This window comes from Streptomyces sp. A012304 (assembly GCF_026008495.1).
Classification (GTDB): Bacteria; Actinomycetota; Actinomycetes; order Streptomycetales; family Streptomycetaceae; genus Streptomyces.
This window is the reverse complement of the sequence record NZ_BQUN01000098.1, coordinates 128832-144369: the sequence shown is the minus strand read 5'-3', so window position 1 is coordinate 144369 and position 15538 is coordinate 128832. Positions and strand designations below refer to the sequence as shown.

Sequence of the window (15538 nt, the reverse complement as noted above, 5' to 3'; positions counted from 1 at the left end):
GGCGGCTGACCTTACTGATCCCGGGCCGGTACGCCGTAGTCGGCGTCCTTCAGCAGTACGTCGGCGTCGAAGCAGGTGCGGGCGCCGGTGTGGCAGGCGGCGCCGACCTGGTCGACCTTGACCAGCACGGTGTCGGCGTCGCAGTCGAGGGCGACGGACTTCACCCACTGGAAGTGACCTGAGGTGTCGCCCTTGACCCAGTACTCGTGGCGGCTGCGCGACCAGTAGGTGCAGCGGCCGGTCGTCAGGGTGCGGTGCAGGGCCTCGTCGTCCATCCAGCCGAGCATGAGCACCTCACCGGTGTCGTACTGCTGGGCGATGGCCGGGACGAGCCCGTCGGGGCTGCGCTTGAGGCGCGCGGCGATCTCCGGGTCGAGGTTGCTGGGCGGAGGCATCCTGGTCATGCGTGCCATTCTGCCGCGCGCGACGGACAGTGACGGGCCATGTCCACTGGGCGGACCCGGCGGCCGGTCGTAGGCTGATCGCATGTCGACTTTCGCCAAGCGTGAACGGCTCCTGCTCGCCGACCTCTTGGAAACCTCGGGTCCGGAGGCCCCGACCCTGTGCGAGGGCTGGCAGACCCGCGACCTGGCCGCGCACGTGGTGGTGCGCGAGCGCAGGCCCGACGCCGCCGGGGGCCTTCTGATCAAGCAGCTCGCGCCGCGGCTGGACAAGGCGATGGAGGAGTTCGCCGCGAAGCCGTACGACGAGCTGATCCAGCTGATCCGGACCGGGCCGCCGCGCTTCTCGCCCTTCCAGCTGAAGCAGATCGACGAGTGGTCGAACACCATCGAGTTCTACGTCCACACCGAGGACGTCCGCCGTGCCGGGGCCGACTGGACACCGCGCGAGCTCGACCCGGTGTTCCAGGACGCCCTGTGGTCGCGCCTGGAGCGCACCGCGCGTCTGATGGGGCGAGGCACCCCGACCGGCCTGGTGCTGCGCCGCCCGGACGGCCGTACGGCGGTCGCCAACCGCGGCACGCCGGTGGTGACGGTGACGGGCGAGCCGTCGGAACTGCTGCTGTTCCTGTACGGCCGGCAGAGCGCGGCCCGGGTGGACCTGGCCGGCGACGAGGCAGCCATCGAGAAGCTGCACTCCAGCAAGCAGCTCGGGCTCTGAGCCGGGCGGGCCGTCCCGGCGTGACGAAGCCCCGGCCACCCGGTGGCCGGGGCTCGTCGCACGGCGGAGGGCGTCAGCGCACCGCGTGGCCCGCCTCCCGCAGGGTCTCCTTCACCTCGCCGATCCGCAGGTCACCGAAGTGGAAGACGGAGGCGGCCAGGACGGCGTCCGCGCCCGCCTCGACGGCCGGGGCGAAGTCGGCGAGCCGGCCGGCGCCGCCGGAGGCGATCACCGGGACCTTCACGTGCTTGCGGACGGCGCTGATCATCTCCAGGTCGTAGCCGTCCTTGGTGCCGTCGGCGTCCATCGAGTTCAGCAGGATCTCGCCGGCGCCCAGCTCGGCGGCCCGGTGCGCCCACTCGACGGCGTCGATGCCGGTGCCGCGGCGGCCGCCGTGCGTCGTGACCTCGAAGGACCCCGACTCCGTTCGCCGCGCGTCCACGGACAGCACCAGCACCTGACTGCCGAACCGCTCGGCGATCTCCTTGATCAGCTCGGGGCGGGCGATGGCGGCGGTGTTGACGCCGACCTTGTCCGCGCCGGCCCGCAGCAGCTTGTCCACGTCCTGCGGGGTGCGTACCCCGCCGCCCACGGTGAGCGGGATGAACACCTGCTCGGCGGTGCGGCGCACCACGTCGTAGGTGGTCTCGCGGTCGCCCGACGAGGCGGTGATGTCCAGGAACGTCAGCTCGTCGGCGCCCTCGGCGTCGTACACCTTGGCCATCTCGACGGGGTCGCCCGCGTCGCGCAGGTTCTGGAAGTTGACGCCCTTGACGACCCGGCCGTTGTCCACGTCCAGGCAGGGGATGACTCGGACCGCCAGGGTCATGACTTCTCGGCTCCTCTGAATGCTTCCAGTTCCACTTCGACCAGGATGCGCGGGTCGACGAAGCCCTCCACGACCAGCAGGGTCGCGACCGGGCGCACGGTGTCGAACAGCTCCTGATGGGCCCGGCCCACGGCGTCGACGTCCCGCGCGTGGCTCAGGAACATACGCGTGCGGATCACGGACCCGACGCCGAGCCCGAACTCGCCGATCGCCTCGATCGCGCTGGTGAACGCGACCTTGGCCTGCTCGTACGGGTCGCCCTCGCCGTGCAGCACGCTGCCCTTGAAGGCGGTCGTGCCCCCCACCAGGACGCGGTCGCCCGCCGCCACGGCGCGCGCGAATCCGAAACTCTCTTCCCAGGGACTTCCGCTCTGCACGCGCCGCACGGCTTCGGACGTCATGACGACACAGCCTCCAAGGCCTCTTCCAGGGTGAACGCCTTCGCGTACAGCGCCTTCCCGACGATGGAGCCCTCGACACCGAGGGGCACCAGCTCGGCGATGGCGCGCAGGTCGTCGAGGGACGACACACCACCGGAGGCCACGACGGGACGGTCGGTCGCCGCGCAGACGTTCTTCAGCAGCTCCAGGTTGGGGCCCTGGAGGGTGCCGTCCTTGGCGATGTCGGTGACGACGTACCGGGCGCAGCCCTCCTTGTTGAGCCGCTCCAGCGTCTCGTAGAGGTCGCCGCCGTCGCGGGTCCAGCCACGGCCGCGCAGGGTGGTGCCGCGCACGTCGAGGCCGACGGCGATCTTGTCGCCGTGCTCGGCGATGACCTTGGCGACCCACTCGGGGGTCTCCAGGGCGGCCGTGCCGAGGTTGACGCGGGTGCAGCCGGTGGCGAGGGCGGCGGCGAGGGTGTCGTCGTCACGGATGCCGCCGGACAGCTCCACCTTGATGTCCATCGCCCGGGTCACCTCGGCGATCAGCTCCCGGTTGTCGCCGGTGCCGAACGCGGCGTCCAGGTCGACCAGGTGCAGCCACTCGGCGCCGGCCCGCTGCCAGGCGAGGGCGGCCTCCAGCGGGGAGCCGTAGGAGGTCTCGGTGCCGGACTCGCCGTGCACGAGGCGGACGGCCTGGCCGTCGCGGACGTCGACGGCGGGGAGGAGTTCGAGCTTGCTCACAGGGTTCCGATCCAGTTGGTGAGGAGCTGGGCTCCGGCGTCGCCGGACTTCTCGGGGTGGAACTGGGTGGCCCACAGGGCGTCGTTCTCCACGGCCGCCACGAACGGCTTGCCGTGCGTCGACCAGGTCACCTTGGGGGCCCGCAGGGTCGGGTTGTGCGTCTCCAGGGACCAGTCGTGGACGGCGTAGGAGTGCACGAAGTAGAAACGCGCGTCCGGGTCCAGGCCGGCGAACAGCTCGGAGTCGGCCGGGGCGTCGACGGTGTTCCAGCCCATGTGGGGCACGATGTCGGCCTGGAGCGGCTCGACCGCGCCGGGCCACTCGTCGAGGCCCTCGGTCTCGACGCCGTGCTCGATGCCGCGCGCGAACAGGATCTGCATGCCGACGCAGATGCCCATCACCGGGCGGCCGCCGGACAGCCGGCGGTCGATGATCCAGTCACCGCGGGCCTCGCGCAGGCCGCTCATGCAGGCGGCGAAGGCGCCGACGCCGGGCACCAGCAGCCCGTCGGCGTTCATCGCCCGGTCGAAGTCCCGTGTGATCTCGACGTCGGCCCCGGTGCGCGCGAGGGCGCGTTCGGCGGAGCGGACGTTGCCGAAGCCGTAGTCGAAGACGACGACCTTCTTGGTCCCGGCGCTCAATTCCACACCTCCAGCCTGAGGACGCCGGCGACGAGACACATCGCGGCGCCGATCGAGAGCAGCACGATCAGGCTCCTCGGCATTTCCTGCTTGACGAAGGAGTAGATGCCGCCGACCAGGAAGAGGCCGACGACGATCAGGACGGTCGACAGGCCGTTCACAGGGCGCCCTTCGTGGAGGGGAGGATCCCGGCCGCGCGCGGGTCGCGCTCGGAGGCGTACCGCAGGGCGCGGGCCAGCGCCTTGAACTGGCACTCCACGATGTGGTGCGCGTTGCGCCCGTAGGGCACGTGCACGTGCAGCGCTATCTGCGCCTGGGCGACGAAGGACTCCAGGATGTGCCGGGTCATCGTGGTGTCGTACTCGCCGATCATCGGCGCCATCTTCTCGGGCTCGGTGTGCACCAGGTACGGGCGGCCGGAGAGGTCCACCGTCACCTGGGCGAGGGACTCGTCCAGCGGGACCGTGCAGTTGCCGAAGCGGTAGATGCCCACCTTGTCGCCGAGGGCCTGCTTGAAGGCGGCGCCCAGCGCGAGGGCGGTGTCCTCGATGGTGTGGTGGGAGTCGATGTGCAGGTCGCCGTCGGTCTTCACGGTCAGGTCGAACAGACCGTGCCGGCCGAGCTGGTCGAGCATGTGGTCGTAGAAGCCGACACCGGTCGCGATGTCGGTCCTGCCCGTGCCGTCGAGGTCGATCTCGACCAGGACAGACGTCTCCTTGGTGGTGCGCTCGACCCTTCCGATGCGCCCTGCGCGAGTCATGAACCCTGCTCCTTCTTCACTTCACGGACCGCGTCGAGGAACGCGTCGTTCTCTTCGGGGGTGCCGGCGGTGACCCGCAGCCACCCCGGAACGCCGTTGTCCCGGACCAGGACGCCCCGGTCGAGGATCTTCCGCCAGACCGCGTGGGCGTCGTCGAACCGCCCGAACTGCACGAAGTTGGCGTCCGAGGCCGTCACCTCGTAGCCGATCGCCAGCAGTTCGCCGACCAGACGGTCGCGCTCCGCCTTCAGCTGCTCGACGTACTTCAGCAGCGTGTCGGTGTGCTCCAGGGCGGCCAGGGCGGTCGCCTGGGTGACGGCCGAGAGGTGGTACGGCAGCCGGACGAGCTGCACGGCGTCCACGACCGCCGGGTGGGCGGCGAGGTAGCCCAGGCGCAGACCGGCCGCGCCGAAGGCCTTCGACATCGTCCGGGAGACGACGAGATTCGGCCGACCTTCGAGCAGCGGCAGCAGCGAGTCGCCGTGGCTGAACTCGATGTACGCCTCGTCCACGATGACCATCGACGGCTTGGCCGCCTGCGCCGCCTCGTACAGCGCGAGGACCGTCTCGGCGGGGACGGCGGTGCCGGTGGGGTTGTTGGGGGTGGTGATGAAGACGACGTCCGGCCGGTGCTCCGCGATCGCCTTCTCGGCCGCCGCGACGTCGATGGTGAAGTCCTCGTGGCGGGGGCCGGAGATCCAGCCCGTCCCCGTGCCGCGCGCGATGAGCCCGTGCATCGAGTACGACGGCTCGAAGCCGATCGCGCTGCGGCCCGGGCCGCCGAAGGTCTGCAGGAGCTGCTGGAGGACCTCGTTGGAGCCGTTGGCGGCCCACACGTTGGCCAGGCCGACCTGGTACCCGCAGGTGTCCGTCAGGTACGCGGCGAGCCGGGTGCGCAGCTCGACGGCGTCCCGGTCCGGGTAGCGGTTGAGGTCGCGGGCCGCCTCGCGCACCCGCTCGGCGATCCGCTCGACGAGCGGCTCGGGCAGCGGGTAGGGGTTCTCGTTGGTGTTCAGTCGTACGGGGACGTCCAATTGGGGCGCGCCGTAAGGGGTCTTGCCGCGCAGCTCGTCCCGTACGGGAAGATCGTCGATTCCGAAGCTCACTTGCTCTCAGGCACCTTCCAGCCGAACCTTGCCTTGATCGCCGCGCCGTGCGCGGGCAGGTCCTCCGCCTCCGCCAGCGTCACCACGTGGTGGGCGACCTCGGCCAGCGCGTCCTTCGTGTAGTCGACGATGTGGATGCCGCGCAGGAAGGACTGGACGGACAGGCCCGAGGAGTGGCAGGCGCAGCCGCCGGTGGGCAGGACGTGGTTGGATCCGGCCGCGTAGTCGCCGAGGGAGACCGGTGCCCAGGGGCCGATGAAGACCGCGCCCGCGTTCTTCACGCGGTCGGCCACGGCGGCCGCGTCGGCGGTCTGGATCTCCAGGTGCTCGGCGCCGTACGCGTCGACCACCCGCAGGCCCTCCTCGACGCCGTCCACGAGGACGATCGCGGACTGCTTGCCGGTCAGGGCCGGCACGATCCGGTCGTCGATGTGCCGGGTGGCCGCGATCTGGGGTTCCAGCTCCTTCTCCACCGCGTCCGCGAGCTCCACGGAGTCGGTGACCAGCACGGCGGCGGCCAGCGGGTCGTGCTCGGCCTGGCTGATCAGGTCGGAGGCGACGTGCGCCGGGTCGGCCGTGGAGTCGGCGAGGACCGCGATCTCGGTGGGGCCGGCCTCGGCGTCGATGCCGATCTTGCCGGTGAAGTAGCGCTTGGCCGCGGCGACCCAGATGTTGCCGGGGCCGGTAACCATGTTGGCGGGCGGGCAGGACTCGGTGCCGTACGCGAACATCGCGACGGCGGTGGCACCGCCCGCGGCGTACACCTCGTCGACGCCGAGCAGGGCGCAGGCGGCGAGGATCGTCGGGTGCGGCAGGCCGCCGAACTCGGCCTGCGCCGGGGAGGCGAGCGCGATCGACTCGACGCCGGCCTCCTGCGCGGGCACGACGTTCATGACCACGGAGGACGGGTAGACCGACCGGCCGCCGGGCGCGTAGAGCCCGACCCGCTCGACCGGAACCCACTTCTCGGTCACGGAGCCGCCCGGCACGACCTGTGTCGTGTGGGTCGTACGGCGCTGGGCGCGGTGGACGAGGCGGGCGCGGCGGATGGACTCCTCCAGGGCCGCGCGCACGGCGGGGTCGAGTTCCTCCAGGGCGCGGGCGAGGGCCGCCGCGGGCACCCGTACCTGGTCGAGCCGGACGCCGTCGAACCTCTCGGCGAAGTCGATCAGCGCCGCGTCGCCCCGATGATGCACGGCTTCGCAGATCGGACGCACCTTCTCCAGGGCGGCCGAGACGTCGAAGTCGGCTCGGGGCAGCAGGTCGCGCAGGGCGGGGCCCTCGGGGAGGGCGTCGCCGCGCAGATCGATTCGGGAGATCACGCCCTCAATTCTCGCAGACCGGGATCGTGAGGCGTCGGCACGTATCAATGGCTGATACAGAACGTGGCCGAATCCGGAAGATCTCCTTCACCCTTAGCGTTCAGGGCGTCACTCAGCGGGCATGAACGGTTGTGCGAAACCAGGGCTTCTCCTGGGCTTTCCTGGTCATGAGGAGGAACGAGCAGCGTGACCGAAGGGGCCGGCCTCATCACCGGGGACGCCGGGGACCTGCCGGACGACCTGACCGCCGCCGAGGCCGGCATGTGGCAGGCCTTCCGCAACGGCACCGTCTACGACCTGAGCAGCGGCGACACCGTCGTCGACGATCCGCACGGCGGGCATCCGTGGGGCGAGTCGCGGACCGTGCGGGCCCGGATCGTGGCCTGGCTGCTGCTGGACGGTCCGCCCGCGCTCGCGGGCCGGGTGTCCTCGCTCAAGCTGGTCGGCGTGCAGATCAGCGGCACGCTCGACCTCGCGGGCGGCACGGTGGAGCCGTACCTGGAGCTGAAGCGGTGCCGGTTCGAACGGGACGTGCTGCTGCCTGAGGCGCGGGTGACGACCCTGCGGATGGTGGACTGCTCGGTGCCCCGGCTGGAGGCGGCCCGGCTCCAGACGGAGGGTGATCTGCACCTGCCGCGCTGCCGCTTCCACAACGGCGTCCGCCTCACGGACGCGCACATCGGCACCGACCTGCTGCTCAACCAGGCGATCGTCTACCGCGACCGCACCGGCCGCTCGGTGTCCGCCGACGGCCTGACCGTCGGCCAGGACCTCCAGGCGGAGCTGCTGGAGTCGCACGGCGAGCTGCGGCTGCGCAGCGCGCAGATCGGCGTGTCGCTGAGCCTGCGCGGGGCCCGGCTGACCAACCCGTACACACGGTTCGCGCTGAACGCGCCCCAGCTGACCGTCGAGCGGTCCCTGTATCTGACTCCGGCCGGGGTGGGCGGCCTGGCGGTGAGCGGCACCACGCCCGCGCGCGGGACCCGCGTCCAGCGTTTCGAGTGCCGGGGCGGGGTGCGGCTGGACGACGGGCGGTTCGGGGACGCCGTCGACCTGGACCAGGCCCGGTTCGCCTTCACGGAGGAGCAGGAACTGTCGCTGCGCCGGGTGCAGACGCCCGAACTGCGCTTCCTCGGGGAGCAGCCGCAGCGCGGCAAGGTGGTGCTGTCCGGGGCGCGGGTGGTCAACCTGGTGGACCGGGCGAGCGCCTGGCCGGGCCCCGGCCGTCTGCACATGGGCGGCTTCACGTACGAGAACCTGGTGCCGCAGGGGCCGTTCCCGCTGACCGAGCGGCTTCAGTGGGTGGCCGCCGCGACCGCCGAGTACAACCCGGAGCCGTACGAGCGGCTGGCGGCCGTGCTGCGGGCGGGCGGGGAGGACGAGGACGCCCGCGAGGTGCTGCTCGCCAAGCAGCGCCGCCGCCGCGAGACGCTGCCGCCGGCCGCCAAGCTGTGGGGGTACGCGCAGGACTGGACGGTGGCCTACGGATATCGGCCGGGCCGGGCCGCGGTGTGGATGGCGGTGCTGTGGGCGGTCAGCTCCGTGGCGTTCGCACAGGCCGAGCATCCGCCGGTCAGCCGCGAGGGGCACCCGCCGTGGAATCCGGCGCTGTTCGCGCTGGACCTGCTGCTTCCGGTGATCGACCTGGGGCAGGCCGGCCAGTGGCGGATGCAGGGCGGCTGGCAGTGGCTCCAGGCTGCGATGATCCTGCTGGGCTGGATCCTGGCGACGACGGTGGCGGCGGGGGCGACGCGGCTGCTGCGGCGCGGTTGACGCCGGACGCCGGACGCGATGACCGAGAAGCGACCAGAAAGCTGAGGAACAGCTGTCGAACAGTCACCTTTTACTTTTCCTTGACCTGGCGGCGTACAACTTTCCGCAGGTTCGCCGCACCCTCTGGCGCAGGGTCGACCAGCGGCTTTTCAATGGCAAAACCATGGCTCTGCTGCCCCCGTTCATCCGTGCCTCCCGGACGGCGACGTCCCGGCGGGCCCGGACCGCCGCCCCCCACCCCGCCGGCGGGCTTCCGGCCGACGACGAGGTGCTCCTCGACGTGCCCGACGACCGGCTCGGGCCCGCGCTGGTCGCCGCCGGTCAGGGCGCGTACCGGCCGGCCGCCGCGCTCCTGGCCGGCACCCGCGAACGCGCCGAGTGGGAGTACCACGACCGGTACACCACGCGCCTGGCCTCCTTCGCCGACGCCCGCCCGGAGTGGTTCAAGGAGTGGCGCGCCGCCGCCCCGCGCGACCCGGACGTGCTGCTGGTCTCCGCCCAGCTCGCGGTGGACCGCGCCTGGCGCTCACCGGCCCGGGCCGAGCTGCTGCGCGAGGTGAGCCCGCTGATCACGGCCGCCGCGCAGAGCGACGTCCGCGACCCGGTGCCCTGGCGGATCGCGCTGGACCACGCGCGCGGTACCCACGCCGGGCACAAGTACTTCGGGGAGCTGTGGGAGGCGGCCCTGCGGCGCGCCCCGCACCACTACGGCTGCCATGTGGCCGCCAAGCGCTATCTGGCCGAGTCCTGGCACGGCTCGCACCGCGAGTGCTTCGACTTCGCCGACCGGGCCGCGCAGGACGCCCCGGCGGGCTCCCTGGTGCAGGCCCTGCCGGTGCGGGCGGCCTTCGCCTACCTCACCGACGGCTGTGGGCCCGACGTGCCCCGCGAACGCCTCGACGCGGCCGCCGACCGGGCCATCGGCCTGTCCGCCCGCTTCCCGGTCGCCGACCCCTGGCCGGCCGAGATCCGCAACCTCCTGACGTACGTCCTGGTCCGCCTCGGCCGCCGCGAGGACGCCCTCGCCCAGCTGCGTCTGATCGGCCCGTACGCCACGTCCTTCCCCTGGGGCCGGCTGTCGGACGACCCCCTCGGGCACTTCCTCGCGGTCCGCGAGAGCGTGTGCTCGCAGACGTCCGGGCAGCCCGCGTCGCCCCCCAGGGACGGACACGGGGAACGCGCGTACCCGGCGGACCACTAGGCTTCTGCGTCGTGACCACCGTCCGGCTGCCGCTCTTTCCCCTGAACTCGGTGCTGTTCCCGGGGCTCGTGCTCCCGCTCAACGTCTTCGAGGAGCGCTATCGCGCCCTGATGCGCGACCTGTTGAAGACCCCGGAGGACGAACCGCGCAGGTTCGCCGTGGTCGCCATCCGCGACGGCCACGAGGTGGCTCCCACCGCCCCGGGCATGCCGGACCCGACGGCGCTGCCCCAGCGGGGACCGGCGGCCGGCTTCGGCGACGACCCCGCCCAGGCCTTCCACAAGGTCGGCTGTGTCGCCGACGCGGCGACGATCCGGGAGCGGGCCGACGGCACCTTCGAGGTGCTCGCCACCGGCACGACCCGGGTGCGGCTGTTGTCGGTGGACTCCTCCGGCCCGTTCCTGACGGCGGAGCTCCAGGAGCTGCCGGAGGAGCCGGGCGACGAGGCGGGCACCCTCGCCGAGGGCGTGCTGCGGGCCTTCCGCCAGTACCAGAAGCGCCTCGCGGGCGCCCGGGAGCGGTCACTGACCACCGGCGCGGATCTGCCGGACGAACCGTCCGTGGTGTCGTACCTGGTGGCGGCCGCGATGATGCTGGACACGCCGACCAAGCAGCGGCTGCTCCAGGCGCCGGACACCGCCTCCCGGCTGCGCGACGAGCTGAAACTGCTGCGCGCGGAGACGGCGATCCTGCGTAGCCTGCCCTCGCTGCCCGCGGCGGACCTCACCCGCGGGCCGACCAGTCTCAACTGACGTCCCTCAGAAGGCGCGCATGGCGAAGAAGTCGAAGAAGCAGCAGTCCGGCGGCACGCCCGCGACCGTCGCCCTGACGGCCGCGGGCGTGGACCACACCGTCCACGCCTACGACCACGACCCCAGCCACCCCTCCTACGGCCAGGAAGCGGCCGAGGCGATGGGGGTCTCCCCCGACCGGGTGTTCAAGACCCTCGTCGCGGACGTCGACGGCACCCTGACCGTGGCGGTCGTCCCGGTCGCGGGCTCGCTGGACCTGAAGGCGCTGGCGTCGGCGGTCGGCGGCAAACGGGCGGCCATGGCGGACCCGACGCTGGCGGAACGCACCACGGGCTACGTCCGCGGCGGCATCTCCCCGCTGGGCCAGCGCAAGAAGCTGCCCACGGTCCTCGACGACTCCGCGAGCGCCCACGCCACCATCTGCGTCTCGGCGGGCCGGCGCGGCCTGGAGGTCGAGCTGTCCCCCGCCGACCTCGCCGCGCTGACCTCGGCGGTACTGGCACCGATCGGACGCCTCTGACCGGTCGGCCCTGCCCCGCGACGGATCCCGTCTACTTCTGAAGGCCGTTCGGGTCCTGGTGGACGGGGGGCTCGGGGAAGGCGTGCGGTTCGGGGTCCCGGGGGCCGAAGAGGGCGGTGAGGCCCAGGTGGACCAGGAGGGCCGACAGGGGCCAGGCGAGGAGGGCGCCCTTGGCGCCGAGCCTCAGCGGGGCGGCGAAGGTCACGCCCTTGCCGGCGGCCTTCGCCTGGGCGAGGACGTCCGAGGAGGGGCCGAACCACATGCCGAGCCGCCAGGCGAGGACCGAGCCGAGCAGCCCGCCCACGGTCAGCGCCACCACCAGCGGCACACCACCGCGCCGCCGCCAGGCGAACACCGCCACCGCGCTCACGAGGCCACAGGCGACCGCCAGCAGAGTGAACGTTCCGTCCACGCCGACGGCCTGCTCGCCCTCGGTATCGCTGAAGTAGACGACCCAGTTGCCGTCCACCACGTCCCCGACCAGCGGCACCCGCGGCGCGAGCCACACCCACAGCAGCCCCAGCGCCACCCCGGCGAGCGCGACCACCCCCGTGATCACGGCGGCTTCCCGCAGCTCGGTCTTCATCCCGGGACCGTCCTGTCCGTGTACGGCGTCATGGGGGGCGGCGGCCACACCCGGGTACCCGCCCGGCGACGGCGGCCAGGCCTGGTGCGCGGACGGTTCGTGCGGGGGCGGAGGGGGAGTCAGCGGTGCGGTCACTCTGACATCGTGCCAGGCGCGCCCCGGCGACGCGTCATCGGACGGCGGCCCGACGGTAGGCCCAGGTGGCGACCGCCAGCGAGACGACGCCCACCCCGGCGCAGACCGCGAGGTCACCGAGGACGAGCGCCCAGTCGGGGCTCGCCCGGAAGGTCCGCGCGAAGGCCTCGACACCGTACGTCGACGGCAGCAGGTCGCGGGCGAAGCGCACGGCCTCCGGCATCCGGTCGGGCGGCAGCACGCCCAGCAGCAGCGCCGCCGACATGCCCAGCTGCCCCAGCACGGTGGCCAGCTCCGGTCGGGGCGCGAGCAGCCCGAAGGCCGCGCCGAGCCCGGACAGCGCGGCGCCCGCCAGCGGGATCACGAGCGCCAGCACCCACAGGTGGGTCAGCGGCAGCCCGAACAGCACACATCCGAAGACGGCCGTCACCAGCGTCCCCGGCACGGTGAACGACGCGTACGCGCCCGCCGCGCCCAGCACCACGGCGGCGGGCGGCACGGGCAGCGTCGCGTAGTGGTCCAACCCGCCGCTGGCCCGCAGCTGCCCGAAGTATTGGGCGAGCAGGTTCAGCGCGACGAAGGCCACGACGAGGACCGCCGAACCGGCCACCACGGCCTCCGCCTCGCTGCCGCCGTCCACGACGCCCCGCATCATGATCAGGATGCCGACCGACTGGAAGGTCGCGACGAACAGCAGCGGGATACGCGCCACGCGCGCGCGGGACAGCTGCGCCCGGTACACGGCCACCAGCGACGGCCACAGCCGCGCACGCGGCCCCAGCTCGGCCGCCTCCCGGACCGGCTGCTCATCTGCGGCCAGGACGCTGCCCGGCAGAACCTCTGCGGGTACGACACTCACGTCGCGCTGCTCTCCCTCTCGGAGTTCACTCCGTCAGTCGTCCTGTTCGGTACGGATGCGATGGCTGCCCTGCTCAAACCCTCACCAGTCCCTGCCGCGCGGCACCGCCCAGCGCCAGGTAGACGTCCTCCAGGCTCGGCGTGGCCAGCGTGAAGTCGTCCAGGGCGGCGAAGGCGGCCCCGCCGGTGACGGTGGCGACGACCGCGCGGGCCTCCTCGGGCGCCAGCCGCAGCGTCCAGCGGCGCCCGGACTCCACGGCCCGCTCGCGCAACGCGGCGACCTCGGGCACGTCCAGCGGCGCCCGCTCCCGCCACACCAGCTCCACCCGCACCTCGCCGGCGACCTGCTCCTTGAGCCCGGCGGGGGTGTCGCAGGCGATGACCCGGCCCTTGTCGAGGACGGCGACCCGGTCGAGGACGCTCTCGGCCTCGATGACGTTGTGGGTGACGAGCAGCACGGTCGTACCGCGCTCGGCCCGCCGCCGGTCCACGGCCGTCCACACGGCCCGCCGGGCCACGGGATCCATCCCGGTGGTCGGCTCGTCCAACACCAGCAGGGGCCGCTCCCCCACCAGCGCGGTCGCGAAGCAGGCCAGCCGCCGCTGCCCGCCGGACAGCTTCCGCAGTGGGCGCCCGGCGATCGGGGCGAGGCCCAGTTCGTCGAGTACGGCGTCCCGCTCCTCGCGGGCCCGGCGTACGTGGAGGCCGCGCAGGCGTCCGGTGGTCTCGGCGGCGAGGGAGACGGTGAGGTCGTCCAGGGCGGTGGACTCCTGCCCCAGATAGGCGAGGATGCGCGCGGCCCGCTCGGGATGGCGCACGATGTCGTGCCCGAGGATCTCCACACTGCCCCTGTCGGGCCGCATCAGACCGGTGATCTGCCGCACGAGGGTGGACTTGCCGGCCCCGTTCGGCCCGAGCAGCCCGAAGATCTCCCCGCGCCGGACGTCCAGCCCCACGTCGTCGGTGGCCCGCACCTCGGGGGTCGCGGGGGTGCCGCGCCGGCCGCGCACCGCCGGATAGGTCTTGGTCAGCCCGCGCACGGCACACACGACCTCGTCCCTGTGCCGAATGACCGGTGCCGCGCGCGTACTCACAAGGGACGAGCCTACGGGGTCCGGGCGCCCCGCTCGCCGTCGGGTCGTCCTCCGCCCCCGTCGGTGCCCGGCTCCGGGTGCGTTCAGTCGTCGGCCGGCGGGTGTTCCGGGGAGGTGCGGGTGTCGACCTCACGCCAGAAGCCCGCCCGGATGGCGTAACGGTCGTGCTCGTCGATCTGGTCGTCCTTGTGCGCCAGCAGACCGAAGCGGGCCGCGTAACGCAGCAGCTCACCGTCGATGCGGTGCGGGATGCGCGGGTACATCCCGGACAGCTTCTGCAGATGGCCGTGGTCGCCCAGCCGCTCCATCCACCGCCGGGCGAAGACCTGCCCCACCTCGTACGGGTCGCCGCCGACGGTGGTGATGTCCTCCTCGCGGTCGGCCCACCGCTGCTCGGCCGTGGTGAGCTGCGCGAGGGTCGGCATCGAGGCGGCCTCGGCCGGCTCGGCGGGGACGCCGGGCCGGTCGACCCAGCCCTTGTCGGAGGACCAGCGCAGGGTGGCGGTCGGGGGATGCTGCACGGCCTGCGCGCCCGGCGCGCGCAGGGCCGCGAGGTCCTTCGGGGTGGGCACCCCCTTGGGCGCGGGGACCCGTTCCCGCGTGCCGTTTTCGGCTGCCGCGGCGGCGCTCGCGCGCCCGCCCTCCTCGGCGGCCCGCTCGGCGGCCGGGGCGAGCGTGGCGTCGGGCAGCGGCGCGGAGAGGATCGCGGCGATCTCCGGCCGGGGCGCGGGCGGCGGCGCGCAGATCCCGCCGAACTCCTTGGCGCGGACGGCCTTGGTGATCCAGGTCCGGTCCAGCACGCGCCGTTCGTCGGCCTCGGCGACGAGGTCCTCGGACTGGTTGTAGTCGCCGTCGGCGGCCTGCACGGCCCACAGATGGACGGCGACCCCGTGCTCCTTGGCGGCCATCATGCCGGGCAGCAGATCGCCGTCGCCGGTGACGAGGACGACGTCGGAGCAGGCCCGGTTGCGGGCCAGCTCGGTCAGCTCGGCGTGCATGGCGGCGTCGACGCCCTTCTGCGCCCAGCGGCCGTCGCTGCGGGTGAGGGCGCCCAGGCGGACCGTCACCCGGGGCATCACGCGCAGCCTGCGGTGCTCGGGCTGGGGCACGCGGTCGGGGGCGCCGTCGAACCAGTAGATGCGCAGCAGGGGCCGTTCCGTCTCGGACTCGGCCTGTTCGCGCAGGCCCTGGACGAGGGCGGCGTGGTCGACGGTGATGCGGGAACGCGACGGCTCCCCGGCGAGGAGGCTGGCGGCGGCCCCCAGCAGATACCCGGCGTCCACCAGGACGATGCAGCGGTCCACACGACTCACCCTCTTTCCGGGAGGTTTGCTTCGGGCCTGCTTCGAGTCTGCCCGACGGCGCGGGGGTTAACGGCCCGAACTCGATCTTCGGCGTGGCGTTTGCCGGACGGTGCGTGACGACCGCCCCTGTCACACACGGTAATTATCCGAAATGCGGCTTGAGTCAGCCTATGTGAATCTGATCCCGGCCCTGGCCCCTAGATCCCCCACAGGAGGCAGATCACCATGGCCAAGAACAAGAAGCAGGACCGCAAGCAGCCGCAGCCCGAGCGCGCTCAGCGGCAGGCCCAGCAGTCGTCCCTGGAGTCGCAGGGCGAGCAGCAACTCGCCCCGGTGACGCCCGCGGACGTCGCCCGCAAGGGCCGGCAGAAGCGGTTCGGCCACAACTGACACCTGTGTAAAGGGCTTTGAG

General features: G+C 72.7%; 19 protein-coding genes. 6 read left to right on the top strand and 13 right to left on the bottom strand.

Annotation, left to right across the window (positions count from 1 at the left end):
- Nucleotides 1-11: 11 nt before the first annotated feature.
- The gene (hisI, locus tag ALMP_RS23610) at nt 12-404 is read right to left on the bottom strand and encodes a phosphoribosyl-AMP cyclohydrolase (protein ID WP_264931452.1); all 393 of its coding nucleotides are present in this window, start codon (nt 402-404) and stop codon (nt 12-14) included.
- Between the two features lie 82 nt (nt 405-486).
- Between hisI and ALMP_RS23605 the strand changes: the two genes are divergently transcribed.
- A complete protein-coding gene (locus tag ALMP_RS23605; protein ID WP_264931451.1) occupies nt 487-1122 on the top strand; it encodes a TIGR03085 family metal-binding protein in 636 nt (211 codons plus the stop codon).
- Nucleotides 1123-1195: 73 nt separating this feature from the next.
- On the opposite strand, the gene hisF is transcribed toward ALMP_RS23605, so the two are convergent.
- The 8 genes from hisF to hisD are packed head-to-tail and all read right to left on the bottom strand — an operon-like array spanning nt 1196 to nt 6903.
- Nucleotides 1196-1951, bottom strand: coding sequence for an imidazole glycerol phosphate synthase subunit HisF (gene hisF / locus ALMP_RS23600; protein ID WP_264931450.1), 756 nt, complete (start codon nt 1949-1951; stop codon nt 1196-1198).
- Nucleotides 1948-2352, bottom strand: coding sequence for a RidA family protein (locus ALMP_RS23595; protein ID WP_264931449.1), 405 nt, complete (start codon nt 2350-2352; stop codon nt 1948-1950). Before ALMP_RS23595 ends, hisF begins: the two co-directional genes overlap by 4 nt.
- Nucleotides 2349-3074, bottom strand: coding sequence for a bifunctional 1-(5-phosphoribosyl)-5-((5-phosphoribosylamino)methylideneamino)imidazole-4-carboxamide isomerase/phosphoribosylanthranilate isomerase PriA (gene priA, locus ALMP_RS23590; RefSeq protein WP_264931448.1), 726 nt, complete (start codon nt 3072-3074; stop codon nt 2349-2351). The genes ALMP_RS23595 and priA overlap by 4 nt, the downstream gene beginning before the upstream one ends.
- Nucleotides 3071-3715 carry an imidazole glycerol phosphate synthase subunit HisH gene (gene hisH / locus ALMP_RS23585; RefSeq protein WP_375803524.1) on the bottom strand — a complete coding sequence of 215 codons (645 nt, stop codon included), beginning with the start codon at nt 3713-3715 and terminating at the stop codon, nt 3071-3073. The genes priA and hisH overlap by 4 nt, the downstream gene beginning before the upstream one ends.
- A complete protein-coding gene (locus ALMP_RS23580) occupies nt 3712-3876 on the bottom strand; it encodes a hypothetical protein (RefSeq protein ID WP_264931446.1) in 165 nt (54 codons plus the stop codon). The genes hisH and ALMP_RS23580 overlap by 4 nt, the downstream gene beginning before the upstream one ends.
- A complete protein-coding gene (gene hisB / locus ALMP_RS23575; RefSeq protein WP_264931445.1) occupies nt 3873-4475 on the bottom strand; it encodes an imidazoleglycerol-phosphate dehydratase HisB in 603 nt (200 codons plus the stop codon). Before hisB ends, ALMP_RS23580 begins: the two co-directional genes overlap by 4 nt.
- Nucleotides 4472-5581 (bottom strand): histidinol-phosphate transaminase, encoded by a 1110-nt coding sequence (locus ALMP_RS23570; protein ID WP_264931444.1) that lies wholly within the window; start codon nt 5579-5581, stop codon nt 4472-4474. The genes hisB and ALMP_RS23570 overlap by 4 nt, the downstream gene beginning before the upstream one ends.
- Nucleotides 5578-6903: a histidinol dehydrogenase gene (hisD, locus tag ALMP_RS23565; RefSeq protein ID WP_264931443.1), complete on the bottom strand. Its 1326-nt coding sequence runs from the start codon at nt 6901-6903 to the stop codon at nt 5578-5580. The genes ALMP_RS23570 and hisD overlap by 4 nt, the downstream gene beginning before the upstream one ends.
- Before the next feature lie 186 nt (nt 6904-7089).
- Between hisD and ALMP_RS23560 the strand changes: the two genes are divergently transcribed.
- From ALMP_RS23560 to ybaK, 4 genes are all read left to right on the top strand, one after another.
- Entirely contained in the window at nt 7090-8676 is a 1587-nt protein-coding gene (locus ALMP_RS23560) for an oxidoreductase (protein ID WP_264931442.1), read from the top strand.
- Nucleotides 8677-8839: 163 nt separating this feature from the next.
- Entirely contained in the window at nt 8840-9877 is a 1038-nt protein-coding gene (locus tag ALMP_RS23555) for a hypothetical protein (RefSeq protein ID WP_264931441.1), read from the top strand.
- A gap of 11 nt (nt 9878-9888) precedes the next feature.
- Nucleotides 9889-10629, top strand: coding sequence for an LON peptidase substrate-binding domain-containing protein (locus ALMP_RS23550; RefSeq protein WP_264931439.1), 741 nt, complete (start codon nt 9889-9891; stop codon nt 10627-10629).
- A 19-nt stretch (nt 10630-10648) separates the two neighbouring features.
- A complete protein-coding gene (gene ybaK, locus ALMP_RS23545; protein ID WP_264931438.1) occupies nt 10649-11149 on the top strand; it encodes a Cys-tRNA(Pro) deacylase in 501 nt (166 codons plus the stop codon).
- 31 nt (nt 11150-11180) lie between these two features.
- Here ybaK and ALMP_RS23540 read toward each other — a convergent pair whose 3' ends face one another.
- The 4 genes from ALMP_RS23540 to ALMP_RS23525 form a co-directional block, all read right to left on the bottom strand.
- Entirely contained in the window at nt 11181-11870 is a 690-nt protein-coding gene (locus ALMP_RS23540) for a DUF2567 domain-containing protein (RefSeq protein ID WP_264931436.1), read from the bottom strand.
- 34 nt (nt 11871-11904) lie between these two features.
- Nucleotides 11905-12729, bottom strand: coding sequence for an ABC transporter permease (locus tag ALMP_RS23535; RefSeq protein WP_264931434.1), 825 nt, complete (start codon nt 12727-12729; stop codon nt 11905-11907).
- Between the two features lie 73 nt (nt 12730-12802).
- Complete coding sequence (locus ALMP_RS23530; protein ID WP_264931433.1) at nt 12803-13777, bottom strand: ABC transporter ATP-binding protein; 975 nt, start codon at nt 13775-13777, stop codon at nt 12803-12805.
- A 128-nt stretch (nt 13778-13905) separates the two neighbouring features.
- Nucleotides 13906-15126, bottom strand: coding sequence for an NYN domain-containing protein (locus ALMP_RS23525; protein WP_264931429.1), 1221 nt, complete (start codon nt 15124-15126; stop codon nt 13906-13908).
- Between the two features lie 225 nt (nt 15127-15351).
- Here ALMP_RS23525 and ALMP_RS23520 point away from each other — a divergent pair, with 225 nt between their 5' ends.
- The gene (locus tag ALMP_RS23520; protein WP_264931427.1) at nt 15352-15516 is read left to right on the top strand and encodes a hypothetical protein; all 165 of its coding nucleotides are present in this window, start codon (nt 15352-15354) and stop codon (nt 15514-15516) included.
- Nucleotides 15517-15538: the final 22 nt, after the last annotated feature.